Source organism: Lysinibacillus sp. BF-4, from assembly GCF_000743635.1.
GTDB lineage: Bacteria > Bacillota > Bacilli > Bacillales_A > Planococcaceae > Metalysinibacillus > Metalysinibacillus saudimassiliensis.
On the sequence record NZ_JPUW01000030.1, the window covers coordinates 20,643 to 33,862 of the forward strand.

The 13,220-nt window shown below is 35.5% G+C and carries 8 protein-coding genes and 2 pseudogenes; 2 read left to right on the plus strand and 8 right to left on the minus strand.

Going from position 1 to position 13,220, the window contains the following annotated elements; genetic code table 11:
• Positions 1 to 13: 13 nt before the first annotated feature.
• A pseudogene (gene tnpA / locus CH76_RS09910) lies at positions 14 to 304 on the minus strand (IS200/IS605 family transposase); the annotation flags it as partial.
• Positions 305 to 679: 375 nt separating this feature from the next.
• Between tnpA and adhP the strand changes: the two are divergent.
• Positions 680 to 1,696, plus strand: coding sequence for an alcohol dehydrogenase AdhP (adhP, locus tag CH76_RS09915; protein ID WP_036145591.1), 1,017 nt, complete (start codon positions 680 to 682; stop codon positions 1,694 to 1,696).
• An 84-nt stretch (positions 1,697 to 1,780) separates the two neighbouring features.
• Here adhP and CH76_RS09920 read toward each other — a convergent pair whose 3' ends face one another.
• From CH76_RS09920 to CH76_RS09950, 7 genes are all read right to left on the minus strand, one after another.
• Complete coding sequence (locus tag CH76_RS09920; protein WP_255344104.1) at positions 1,781 to 2,008, minus strand: DUF3243 family protein; 228 nt, start codon at positions 2,006 to 2,008, stop codon at positions 1,781 to 1,783.
• Positions 2,009 to 2,179: 171 nt separating this feature from the next.
• Complete coding sequence (locus CH76_RS09925; RefSeq protein WP_036145594.1) at positions 2,180 to 3,064, minus strand: NERD domain-containing protein; 885 nt, start codon at positions 3,062 to 3,064, stop codon at positions 2,180 to 2,182.
• Between the two features lie 539 nt (positions 3,065 to 3,603).
• Positions 3,604 to 4,413, minus strand: a complete 810-nt coding sequence (locus CH76_RS13540) for a hypothetical protein (protein ID WP_051910311.1) — start codon at positions 4,411 to 4,413, stop codon at positions 3,604 to 3,606.
• Positions 4,414 to 4,729: 316 nt separating this feature from the next.
• Positions 4,730 to 5,881: a TIGR02679 family protein gene (locus CH76_RS09935; RefSeq protein WP_255344105.1), complete on the minus strand. Its 1,152-nt coding sequence runs from the start codon at positions 5,879 to 5,881 to the stop codon at positions 4,730 to 4,732.
• Positions 5,882 to 5,957: 76 nt separating this feature from the next.
• The gene (locus CH76_RS09940) at positions 5,958 to 9,992 is read right to left on the minus strand and encodes a TIGR02680 family protein (protein WP_036145600.1); all 4,035 of its coding nucleotides are present in this window, start codon (positions 9,990 to 9,992) and stop codon (positions 5,958 to 5,960) included.
• Positions 9,989 to 11,137, minus strand: coding sequence for a TIGR02678 family protein (locus CH76_RS09945; RefSeq protein ID WP_036145602.1), 1,149 nt, complete (start codon positions 11,135 to 11,137; stop codon positions 9,989 to 9,991). The genes CH76_RS09940 and CH76_RS09945 overlap by 4 nt, the downstream gene beginning before the upstream one ends.
• A 1-nt stretch (position 11,138) precedes the next feature.
• On the minus strand, positions 11,139 to 12,614 hold the full coding sequence (locus CH76_RS09950) for a TIGR02677 family protein (RefSeq protein WP_036145605.1): 1,476 nt from the start codon (positions 12,612 to 12,614) through the stop codon (positions 11,139 to 11,141).
• A gap of 249 nt (positions 12,615 to 12,863) precedes the next feature.
• On the opposite strand from CH76_RS09950, the pseudogene CH76_RS09955 reads away from it, so the two are divergent.
• Positions 12,864 to 13,220 (plus strand): annotated as a pseudogene (locus CH76_RS09955) (hypothetical protein); the annotation flags it as partial.

Sequence of the window (13,220 nt, forward strand, 5' to 3'; positions counted from 1 at the left end):
GTTCACCTGCTTCCTATTTGTGATTGTTTTCTTGATTTTGAATATATTTCTTTATGACATCAATTGGCGCGCCGCCAGTAGTCAGAAGGCAAAAACTTTTAGACCAAAACATTTCCTTCCAAAGAAATTGTTTCACTTTTGGAAAGTCACGTTTTATCAAACGAGAACTAGCACTTTTATAGGCGTTGATGAATTTGGTCATTTCCGTTTTCGGTTGTGCCTTGAACATGATGTGAATGTGGTCCTTATCATGATGCCACTCAACTAAAGTAATGTGATACGATTTTGAAATTCTTTCAAAAGTATCTATGCCTTAGTTGTCGGTTTTCGAGTTACCAAAGGTAACCCTCATACCGAACGGCATTCATCACCCACCTATAGAGGTTGGGCGACTTCTGCCTAAATTAGTTAAAAGAGCATTAAAAGTATAGCACACTTACTTTTTCTTTAATACAACACCACTTGCCTTTTTTGCTAATAAAAATAACGTTATTCATTAATTTTATTTTTTTAGCGTTCGCGTTAAATCGTCCTTTATTAATGCGCAAATCTCTTTTAAAATAAGCTTTGTTATTTTTTCTAACAATTCGAATTACTATACAAACATAGGTCGTCTGTAATACAATGAAAGCGAAATGTGGAAACGCATTCATTTACGATTACAAGGAGGTTTTCATTTATGAAAGCAGCAGTTGTTACTAAAGATAAATCAGTAAGCATTGAGGACAAACAACTTCGTCCATTAAAACATGGTGAAGCACTTGTTAAGACAGAATTTTGTGGCGTTTGTCACACAGACCTACACGTTAAAAATGCTGACTTTGGCGACGTAAGTGGTGTTATTTTAGGACACGAAGGCGTTGGTAAAGTTATCGAAGTAGCTGAAGGCGTAACAAGCTTAAAAGTAGGCGACCGCGTATCTATCGCTTGGATGTTTGAAAGCTGCGGTAACTGCGAGTACTGTAATACAGGCCGCGAAACATTATGCCGTACAGTTCAAAACGCAGGCTACACAGTAGACGGCGCTATGGCTGAAGAAGTAATTGTAACAGCAGATTATGCTGTAAAAGTACCTGAAGGATTAGACCCAGCAGCAGCTTCATCTGTTACATGTGCTGGTGTTACAACATATAAAGCAGTTAAAGAATCTAACATTCGTCCTGGTCAATGGATCGGCGTATTCGGTATTGGTGGCTTAGGTAACTTAGCTGTACAATATGCGAAAAACGTATTCGGCGCTAAAGTAGTAGCTTTCGATATTAACGACGAAAAATTAGCATTTGCTAAAGAGTTAGGTGCAGACGTAATCGTTAACTCATTAAACGAAGACCCTGTAGCTAAAGCTAAAGAAATTACTGGCGGTAAAGGCTTAGATGCAACTGTTATTACAGCTGTAGCTAAAACACCTTTCAACCAAGCAATTGACGTAGTAAAAGCTGGCGCTCGCGTTGTAGCTGTAGGTTTACCAGTTGATAAAATGGACTTAGACATCCCACGTCTTGTACTTGATGGTATTCAAGTAGTAGGTTCATTAGTTGGTACTCGTCAAGACCTAGAAGAAGCATTCCAATTTGCAGCTGAAGGTAAAGTAGTGCCTAAAGTACAATTACGCCCACTTGAAGATATTAATGATATCTTTGAAGAAATGGAAGAAGGCAAAATTACAGGTCGTATGGTAATTGACTTCACTAAATAAGCACTAAATGCTAAAACGGCTTGCAATCCCTTAAATTGGGGACGCAAGCCGTTTATTTTAATTTGACATTAAAAACGTCTGTTTTTATGCACTTTGAACCATTTTCACTAATACTCGTGATAATGCTTCCTTTTCGTCTTCATCAGCTGCTAACCACAATTCATTTAACACTTTCTCTTCTCGATTACGTGGTTCCTCGTGTTTAGCTAAGTGATCTGCCACAAATTTCGCTGCTTTGGCTAACATATTATCACTAAAGCCTAAACTTTCACCTTTTGCTAATTGATCTTTCAAATAGCTTGTAAAATGCATAAAGCTTTATAAAATATGATCTTTTTCTTCCGTAGACATCTTATCGATTTGATTACTTACTCGGCTGTTAATATCCTCACTCATGTAATCTTCCTCTCTTGTTTTGTCTTACAGTAAGACTTTTACCTTCGCTATGCAGCATTAAACATACGCACGCTAAAACATTACTTTTTAACTATCACTTCGAATAATTCGAATTAAATCATCACCATACAACTTCACTTTCGTGTCGCCAAAGCCATAGACATCACTTAACGCTTGTAAAGTAGTTGGTTTTTTAGCAAGTAAATCCTCTAAAGTTTTATCGCTAAATATATGAAAAGCTTTTTTCCCTTGAGCTGTTGCTGTTGCCAAGCGCCATTTCTTTATAGCTTGGGCTAAGGCGTCATCATCAGGCATTTCATTGACTATTTTTTGCTCTAGCAGGTCTACCTCTTTTTCGATAGATGTATGTAATGCTTTAATGCCTAAGCTTATTTCTGTCATATGATTATCTAAAAGATAAGCAGGCGATTTTTCGTTCAAGGCTTGCTTAATATAATTAACTAGACCGTCAGTTCTTATAACTTGTTTAGTGACAGCTTCATTCGCTGCTGTTGTGTCGAGTATTGTTTTATTATTTGCAAACACTACAACATAGCGTATAGGGAGCCGTTTAATTAGCCCCTGCGCTGTAAGGCATTCCTTTAAAACCTCCGCTTGGCGCTCTACTTGACGCAAAGGACTGTAAAAGCCCTCTTGAAAAACCACACGATTACCTTGATAAACTTGACGTGAAAATTCATCCTTCGCATTCACTACAATATTGCCAAAATAATTTTTCACTTCAACAAGCAAAATAAACTTACGAGTGACTACCACAATATCAATTTGCGCTTTTAATGTATTATGTACAACTTGAATATCATGTAAAATATGTAATGGTAAAAAGGCATTTTGCAACTCAAAGAGCACTTGCGCTTCTCCCCTACTTCCCAACGCCAATAACTTAACTTTTGTAGCTAGCGCTTCACTTGGCTCACTCGCTAATTTACGCTTATACACTTCAAGTTGCATTACACTGTCAGTTGCCTCTTTTATTACGGATTTTCCGAACGAGAAAGCCCATTACTTTAGCTATGGGATGAAAGTGAGGTCAGTCAAGGAGTAGCTTTTGCTAGCTCAATTGACTGAAAATAGGGTACACTTGTTCTATAGACAAGTAAAAGTCTCTAAAACATTCTCGTTCGTTGAAAATTAGATATTGTATAAGGTTCGATAGCCGAATACATGCTATCGGTAAAACAATATGTGTCGTCAAGTAAAAGACGCTAAAACGCTTATACGAACTGTGATTGGTGGTAATAGCCAATCAGCCTAAGATGCGATACGCACTGTCTTAGGAGGGGCAATGAGATACCCTCATCTTGAGGATTGTTCAAAGCAGAAATGAATTGCGAACGGTAAATCACTCAAGAATCCCACCCGTGCACTGTAAGGTGAAGGGCTTGCGGCTTTAGCCGTAGGAGTCTCAAGACAGGTTTCGTTAAATGTTCGGTATCTTTTATTGCTTTTATAACTCGAGCAAAAAGCCCTTCTTTTTTCACTTTCATTTTCTACTCCTTTATTGCTGTAATTGCCGACTTATTAGAAAGAGCCTCTGGTAGCCACACAATAGAAATGCCTACGAGTAAATTACAGTACTTATCTAACAGTAGCCCATACATATGTTCATCAATAACAAAAAAATATTTTGCATCCGCTTCTTGCTGCTGTAAAAATAAAATATCTTTCTTTAATGTACGTATTTGAGTCGTACTTAAATAAGTGGCACCGTAGGGATAAGTTGTTTTTAACTTGCCAATAATACGTCTACCATCAGGTAATGTTTCATCTATAAATTTACCTAGCATAGCTGGCGCTCTATACGTCTTCAACGCATACGTTTGTTGTAAAAAAGCGTTAACATAATAATAACTCAGCACTTTTAAATCATAATTGATATTGCCAAGTATACGAGAAATCGTACGTATTAGCTGAAATTGCTCATCTATCGTTTTGGTATCAAATAAATTATCACTCTCTCGCATTACCTCAGTTAAGCGATTTACTTTTGTAGCAAGTGTAGGCAATGAATTACGGGTATAAGGTGCTTTATACGGCTTCCTACTAATGATTGCTCCCTTTTTACGAAAACATACATAATTATGTTCGTAATTGACCTCATCAACAAGATAGTTGGCATTCCACCACGCTTTCCTTTGAGCTCTAGGTCTTGATTGGTTAGCCCACCATGATCGATGTTTATACGCAGATACTGGTAGCTTAAAACATAACAATGCTTCAATTTCTTTAAAATATAAAGTTACTATGGCTTCCCCGCTATCATTTAAAAATCGATACAATGGTGAGTATTTACCTAACATTCTCTCATCTCCTACCCATTTAGATAAATTTTGGCTAATCATTACATTTATCATAAAACATTTTTACTAGGAGAGATAGCAATATTTCACTAACTGCAGGAGTATGACACCTTAACTCTGAGTTTCGATAGTCTTTATTTTAAAAATATGCCTAGAACTACTAGACTATTTTAATCAACATACCATCAATTTATACGCTCTCTGAATCATCTTCTAAAACTGCACACTACAATTATTTAATTGCTAAAGAATGTAACTAACAAGCTTCAGCTTACAGCTTCGCCCCTTAAATTCTCAATATATACCTAACTATCACTCAGATTTTAATATCAGCTACCAATAAATCAAGCCATGCTTCTTGATAAGAAACTTTTTTATGCCTCTTCATTTGTTCAGTTATAGTTGGCAGTATTGTAAGTGATTGCAAGTTAGACAAACGCTTTGCTGTTAATTCACCTGTCATTCCCAAATGATAACAAGCTTCATCCATACGCCAAAGATGAACTCGCTCACTATAACGATTGCTAATATGTTGCGCAATACGTAATCCTTCTGGATCTAAATCACCTGAATAGTACAGCTCAATTTCAGAGCTTAATAAATCTAATAAACGCCAACTGGCCATACGTAACTGCCCATGTGTACAAATAATAGGAGCTTTAGGATGAGCATCCATTAAAGTAGACGCAACACTCGAATTCTCTACAATATAAACACGTTTACCAATAGCAGGTCTCACCTTAGTAATAGAGACTAAGTGACGCATTGGCATATTTACGGCGCTCTTTGTTGCTACAGCTGCTTGCCATAGGGGATGCAACTCCTTCTGTTCATAACCTAAAAGCCCTTGAAACGTAACAAAATTCCACAAATCATCTTGAATAATTTTCAGGTCCCCTAGCAAATCAACTTGTTCTTCTCTAGTTTTTGGATAATTTACAGGTTGTTTACTCAAACTATACACTGCATGTACTAATAGTTTGCCAGCTATATTCTTACTATCAAATGCATGTGGGTCTCCTGTTGCAAGTTGTGCCAAAATAGGTAACCTAATAAAATCATTACCTTTAAGTTGTCTACTTACAGCCTTTGCTACTAATTGAATAGTAGGCAGTAGTGCTTTTTGTTCTTGCCAAATAAACTTTGAATCTCCTGTTTGCTTTTGAATTTGATTGTACCACTGTGGTAAATCACTTAGTATTTCCTGTAAATCATTGATAAATTGTTTTTTTGTATTGCCTTTCAGACGCTCATCTTCCTCTTTCGATTGTAGCTTTTCTTCTAAAATTTCTTCTAATAATTCTTTTAAGGTAAATTGAGAAAAAGAAGTAGTTGCAAGTTGGGCTTCAAATTGTTGAAGCGACACACTTCTTTTCTGATTAAGCTGGTATTCAGGCACTCCTAAAAACCCAGCAATTTCTTTAACTTCGTCTGCTGTAAAATCTTTCAAACTTACATTGCCTCTCATACTACCAAAAGAATAATATTTTCGCTTAAATTGCTTAAATAACTTCAAAAATGCACTATGTCTAAAAACATTTATATTAGTCAATTAGCTCACGTTCCTTACCATTCCAGCGATAGTTAAGTACAGTAACATAGTCTGCATTTTTAGGGCGTATTAATTCAGCAATCGCCAAGTTAGATACGGTATCATAATCTCCCCAAATTGCTTGGGAGTTCATAATATAATTGAAACCAAGTTGCTCTACTACTTCAAACATATCTCTTATATTTTGTTCGTCGACACCTGCAAATGCTTCATCTAATGAAATAATAAATGGTGCCATGGTGTCCGCCTCTTTATAACGAGAATAGGCTGCTGTAAATAATGGGATATACATCGCCATCGCTTTTTCTCCTCCACTAAATTTGTAAAAAGCGTTATTGGTCAGCTCTTTCTTCGTTTCATTTTGACGTGTGTAATATAAAATAAATGAAAACCATTTACGATAATCAAGCACTTCTTTAAGTACTTGTCGTAATGTATTGCCCTCATTTCTTAAACTTACTATCTCTTTAGCGCTTTCGATACGTGAACGGAAATGTTTGGTGATTTTCTTCAAATCAACTTCACTTAAAAAACTACTTTTACGCTGTAATAGCTGTACTAATTCCTTTGTATCTAACTCACCTTCTGCCTCTGCTGTACGTGGCTTCCAACTTACCGAAAAAATTAATCCAGAAGAGTTATCTCTAACTGCCATAATACTATCCATCTCTTTTACCCATTGTTGCGCACGAGCAATACGTTGACGCAAAATTCTACCCACCGAATTCACAATAATATCCTCATAAAGTTCTCTATCCTGTTCATCCAATAACTGATGATTATATGTTAGTTCGCTTTGCAATACATTATCAATATGATATGGACTAACATATTGCCCTCTGTACTCTAACTCAATAATACGACGATTGCGCAACCGCTCAAAATTCTCTATTTTCTCATGATTAACTACTTCAAGTTGTGGCAGTAATTTGCTTTTATTGATATAGCTTTTACTATTGTATTCTGCAAGAACGGTTAATTGCTCATTTATAACACGTGATAAACTTTCTTCAAGCTTGACACGGTCTTGGTTTTTTTTAAACTGCTTTGTAAGAGCTTTAGGGCACGTGTTTTCTACTGGTATAAACTTAAAGTTTAATTCTTCCTGTAACGCTTGCTGCCATTGCAAAAACATTAGGTTAGCAAAATATTCTTGTTGTTCGAGTTGCTGAAGTTTGTCTTTCATATATTCATATTCTGTCTCTTCTTTCGGACATATTGTACGAATTTCTTCAAAACGTATTTCGTTTATTTGCTTCTCTTGCTGAACTTCAGCTATTCTTTGCTGTACATCTTCTGCCCCTTGTAATTTCAATTGATATTCTTGTGCATGTATTTCTTGTTCAAATGCTTTTTCCGCATACTGTTCATCAATTATTTCACTATGAATATCGTCAATCATTTCTTTACTATTTTCTACTTGTTGCTCTATTTCTTGCAATCTATTTTTTGTTACTTTTATTTTGTCAAAAATTCGGTGTAAATCATTTAATTGTGCTAAGTACTCATCATGAGCTTGTGCTACTTCCTTTAATTGTTCAGTATTTTTCGGGATATTTTGCATGTTTTCTTCAAGGTTCAACTGTTGTTGAATTTTCTTTAGTTGCCCACGTATATCCTGCCACTTTTGCTCTATTTCTTGTTGTTGAAATTGTCGATTTTTTTGACTTTCTTGCTGTGTGTAAATTTCCATACGCAAATCATTTAATGTTTTATCTGTTGGGATTGTTGATTCCCAAGACGCTATTTCTTCTAATTTTTCGCTTAATAAACTATGAGAAACTATTGTTGCTTGGAGTTGTTCATTAAGCTGCTCAATTAGCTGTTTTTTACGTAAAATTTGTTCCTCTTGATAACGTTTACGCGATGTTCTACCAATAAAACGAGCAGGACCATGACTTGGGGCATGCCCCTTTATTAGCCCCATTCTATAAAAGCCTTTAACATCAATCGCAAATTCATTTATTGTCGTCTCTACTGGAATACTACGTAAAATTTCATCAATTAGCGCTATCGGTACACTTTTATCTTCTACATCAGGTTGTAAAAAATCCGCTAATGTAAAATCCAGTAGCTTTGGATTTGATAGTAAAACAGCATCTTCTTGTACAGTAAAATGGTTTGGGGAAATTAAACTATCCAAAATGCCTGTAGTAAGTAAAGCGTCTTCAATATAACCTTTCTGTTGTTCTGTAACGTGAGATTGAAATTCTACTGCTGCATAAAATGGTACGTAAGGTACACCTTGTGCAGTAAGTTGCTTACGAAACGCTATTTTCCCTTCTTCTCGCTGAGGCTCTGCTAATTTTGTAGCTTTCAATTGTTGAAGATGTTGTTGTTCTTTTATAATTTCTGTTTTAAGATGTAACTGAGACTGCTCATTTGTAGCTAAATTCGCCATCTTTTCAGCACGTAATTTATTTAAGGATCTAGTTAAAATAGCCGTTGCCTCGCTGTAAATTGTTCCTTCATAAAGTCGTTCGATAATTGACGAAGCTTTTTGTTGTTCTTCAACAGTAAAATGCAAAGTATCATGATTATCCATCCAATTAGAAAGCGCCATCTTTAGTTTATGCTGTTCTTCCCTATACCAATGTTCAGATTGTACTAATTGTGTTTGACCTATATCTAATTCACTGGTAATTACGGAATACGCTTGCTCAGACACTTTCTCTTGTTCATGCAAACTTTCTTGGGTTGCTACTAATGACGCTATATTTCGAATTTTCTCTTTATGTGCACTCACTTCTTTTTTCCAGTAATCAAAATAAGGTGTACCTTTGTCATAGCTCTCTACATTTATTACATGCTGAGTAAAATCTGTTTCCTCCGCCAGAAGTTGCATATTTAACAGAAGTTCTTGCTTTTCATATTCAATTTGAATCAGTTTTTCTTCTTGTTGTTTAATTGCTTGTTCATGTTTTAAATAATTAGTATTTTCTTTATCCTTACGCATTTGTAGTTTAGTTAGTTTTTGTTGTACTTTCATTAAATGTTGCTTGTTTTCTTCAAGCTTTGTCGTAATCGCCCATATTTCATGGTTATTAAGAGACTGTTCTTCATTGTTTAATATTTTTAAAGTTAATCTCGTTTGCTCTAGCTCTTGATTTAACCTTTTAATATACTGTTCTCTACTCTCCATCTCTTCTACTAAATCTTTTTTACAGGATGAATAGTTTGAAAGCTCATCTTCCGCTAACATTACACGTTCAGCGCATTCTCCTAGAATATATTTATTGTAAACATCATAACGTTCTACGATTTTTTTATTTGCTTTATATTCTAGCGTTAGTTGCTCCAACTGTTGCTCTGTTTGGTCCATATTTTCAATAACATCTGACAAATGACTTAGCTCATCATCTGTAATCGGTGGCAAGGCAGATGTTAAAATATCGTATAATACAGTTGGTTTAAAATCTTTAGATAACTTAGGTGCGCGTAATTGAATAAGTAATTTTACTAAATCCTCATACGCCTCCATTGTTTCAAAGCCAAATATATATTTATTTACAAGCGCTGCGTACTCTTTTTGACTATCCGTTACTATACCGCCAGTACTTATGCGATTCGTTAGTTCCTTTTGAGAAAACGGAATTAGCTCCTTTTCGCTACGATGCGCTAATTCAAAATCAATTCCAATACGACGATTATCTGTAATAACAAAATACCAAGATTTTAAATCTTTATGACGCCGTGCTTGCATACCTATACCGGTTGTTATATATTGCTCTGTACCTAACATTTTATACTCTATAAACAAGTAGCCCGTTCTCTCTTCTCGATTCGAAACCCCTTCTTCACCTAATAAATAATCGCTCATCTTTCTAGCCTTTGACCCAAATGGATCTAAACGATCTGGCGATTTTTTACCATCTAACAACACAGGGATAAAACTTTGCATCGTAACTGACTTCCCTGAGCCATTCGTTCCCCTAAGTAATAGCTTACCGTCTGCAAATTCAAATATTTCTTCATCGTAATACCAAAAGCTTAACAAGCCAGCCCTATTAATTTGCCACTGTGTCATAATTTCTCCTCCTTGCTATAATCTGAGGGATAGCTCCCTACAAATGCACCTAATAGCGAGTGAATATAAATAAAATCTGCACAAATTGAACCCATTCGCCAATAGATTAGTTCATCTATAAGTTCTTTTTGTACACTTGCTATTGATTTGTCTCGATACAATTTGGCCCATCCCTCACCTAATTGCTCTTTAAGTTGCAGTAAAATTTCCGTTAGCTGATGTTCCGTCAATGCAATCATGCCATTTTCTTGGCTATTATAATTAGCAATATTTTGATGAAGATATTGTGATAGTTGCAAAACAATATCTGTAATCGCTTTAGTATTCGGAAAGCTTTGATAGTATCGCTTAGGCTCTGTTACAGATAAAAACGCAACATTTTTAAAAACATGCAATTTAAAATCTGTATACTTTTCTATATCATCACTAATGCGATTTCTATAGTTACGTACATATAAAAAATCTTGGTCTTGATTACTTTCTCTATAAAGCGCTGGCGTTAAGAGTAATTGTCGATAAACTCTTTTACGCCTCTCATCTTCGCTCACTAATTGATGCTCTAGTTGCAAGAGCTCTTGTGCATTTTGTAGTTGGGTAAAAGCCTTTGGGTGTGTTCTCATAAAGTAGCGACTATAGATTGTAACTTCATACAGTACCTCTTGCTCTTCATGATGGTCAAAGCGTTGGACATCACCATCTATAATTTCAATCAAGTGAAACTCTACAAGTACCTTCATTACACGAATTAATGATTTACGATGATGAAATAACGTCCAATCTAAAGCAATTTGTTTATAACTCGTGGCTTGAATTTCTTCCGTTAATTCTGATAGTAAAAACTGCTCCTCAATGCGCTTTCCTTCAATAAATGCTAAAGCATAGCAGAAAACAATATAATCCATTGGTGTTGTAAATTGCTGAATCCCCATCCCACTTTCTGCTTTAACAGGCAGTTTATCAAGTTTTATAAAATGTTGGTGAACATGAAGTTGCAACCCAAGCTTATCGGAAACATAGCGTTGTAACACTTTTTGCCGCTCTCTAATTTGTCGATACATATTTGCATTATCTTTTCGTAATACCCATAAATGATGCAATAAATAATCCAAACCTTGCACAGCTTTCTCATCAAATACTTCCTCCATACTATGCCTCCTTCACATATTCAAATAAAGCATCTTGAATTAATAAATCACCATCTTGCGCTCTTAACGTTGTTTTTTCTTCAAGCATCGTTATGCGTAACAGTGTACCAAACTCTGTAGTTACTAAATTCTTGTCACTTGTTCTCGCTTTTGACATCCACGTTAATAATAGCTTCCTCATAAAAGGCTCTATTACACTAAGTTTTGATAATTGCACAGTGCCATGCTTAAAGTAATTTTTCACTAACAATTCTTGTTGCCTACGCTCAGATAAGTATTTTTCACGTTGAGCTCTTTTTTCTGTTTCCTTTAAGTCAATACCTGTCGCTTTTGTTTTTTCACGGTACCGATTAGTGCGTGGTTTAATTACTATTTTTTCTGGCTTCTCAGACCATGTGTCACTATACAAATCATCCGTCGTATCTGTTTTCAGTTGCACATGTTGCGTTTGCATAGCTCCAAACACTATTGCGGATATTTCATGTGCTTCTACTATTGTTGGACATTCACTAAACCACTTTGCTAACTGTAAATAATCATTTTGCCTACTTTTAAAGTAATGCTGACGCTCTCCTAATCGTTGTACATAACGTGTGACTCGTCTAATCATTTCATTTGTTTGCCATTGCAGCATTTCTAACTCACTCTTTTGACCGTCTGTTTCCAAAAACCATCTTTTAATCGACTCAAATTTTGCTTGATAACTTTTTAAACGGCTGTCATCAGAAACAATGACTCCTACTATTTGATCATGTATTTTCTCTTTAGTAATAAGGCTGTCAAAAACGGCTAACATTGTATGTTCTATACTTTTGTTTTGTAACAACTCTATAATCTGTAAAGAAGTTTGTTGCAATGAAACAATAAAATTTCGCAAGTAATGGCTAAATTGAGTTTTATACACTAAAAAAGCTTCTGTAAGCATACGTTGATCGATCTTTTCACTATTAATATACGCAATATAATCTGCTGTATTTCTTCTAATTTCATTAAAGTAGTGAACAATATCTTCCCAAATCTTCACTTGTTGCTCAATGTTCAACGACTTATCTTCTAAACTTTGTAAAGCCTGTAACAAGCGTTCAAATTGCGAAGATTCAAGAGAACCGCTGAAAGTATTATCTACAATACTTTCAAGTTTAATTAACATACGTTCTATTTCGATTGTATATGGTGTAGGTTGGTAACGAAAGCGCTTCTTTTTATACTCTTCTACTGTACGTGCCTTAGTCATATCTTGCCGTGCAACCAAATTATTCCACAACACGAGCTGTGCTAAATTTTGGTGGAGCTGTTCTTCATCAAAATTTTCGAATTGATTGAAAGTGCGCATATGGTGTAAAACTTCTTCTGGAGCTATATAGTCTCTCATTCGCTCATGTTGCTCATAAAAAAATCGCAAAATAACTCGATATTGCGCTGCAGAAGGTGCTGTTAAATAGCTTGTTTCAATCACTTGCTTGGTCAAAACATTCATTTGGCAACTACTCACTCTCTTTTTCTTACATTATAATCAAACGACTACAACTTCTCTACGATTTAATAATCTTATTTTTCTGAATTTAAAAGCCCTAAAAACACTTAATATGGTATTATTATGGTTCATCACCGTAACTTGGGGTTGAATTTATATCAATTCAAAATTTTTATAATAAAAGATAGAATAAAAGCGAAAACTCACGTATCGTAATTGTTGTCGAGACAAACCACGAGAGGAGTTTTCGCTTTGTACTCCAAGTTTATCAAAATGATGCTACCGTTACCATCTTTTTTTGAAATCGCTCTATCATCTGATGAGGAGCCGAATGTGTTTCCTCTCACAGCTGCACCTCAAGAAATTGCTTGCCAAATTTGTGCAGGTGCTACTGTTTGTCATGATCGTAAGTTGCGTCGTTTTCGCCATGGGTATGCTTGGCATATTGGTGTACTTTGGATGGAATTATCTTTACCACGCCAGCGTTGTAAAGATTGTGGTTTTACATTTATATTTGACTATGGATTAGGGCTTGTCCGTTCTTCAACGGAATCATTTCGTCGTGAAATTACGAACCGTTGTCATGGTCGTTCGATTGCGGATGTCGCA

What these genes read in the sequence shown, in the direction of transcription:
- adhP (WP_036145591.1), top strand. Translation starts at nt 680, where the DNA reads ATGAAAGCAGCAGTTGTTACTAAAGATAAATCAGTAAGCATTGAGGAC.
- CH76_RS09920 (WP_255344104.1), bottom strand. Translation starts at nt 2,008, where the DNA reads ATGCATTTTACAAGCTATTTGAAAGATCAATTAGCAAAAGGTGAAAGT.
- CH76_RS09925 (WP_036145594.1), bottom strand. Translation starts at nt 3,064, where the DNA reads ATGCAACTTGAAGTGTATAAGCGTAAATTAGCGAGTGAGCCAAGTGAA.
- CH76_RS13540 (WP_051910311.1), bottom strand. Translation starts at nt 4,413, where the DNA reads ATGTTAGGTAAATACTCACCATTGTATCGATTTTTAAATGATAGCGGG.
- CH76_RS09935 (WP_255344105.1), bottom strand. Translation starts at nt 5,881, where the DNA reads ATGAGAGGCAATGTAAGTTTGAAAGATTTTACAGCAGACGAAGTTAAA.
- CH76_RS09940 (WP_036145600.1), bottom strand. Translation starts at nt 9,992, where the DNA reads ATGACACAGTGGCAAATTAATAGGGCTGGCTTGTTAAGCTTTTGGTAT.
- CH76_RS09945 (WP_036145602.1), bottom strand. Translation starts at nt 11,137, where the DNA reads ATGGAGGAAGTATTTGATGAGAAAGCTGTGCAAGGTTTGGATTATTTA.
- CH76_RS09950 (WP_036145605.1), bottom strand. Translation starts at nt 12,614, where the DNA reads ATGAATGTTTTGACCAAGCAAGTGATTGAAACAAGCTATTTAACAGCA.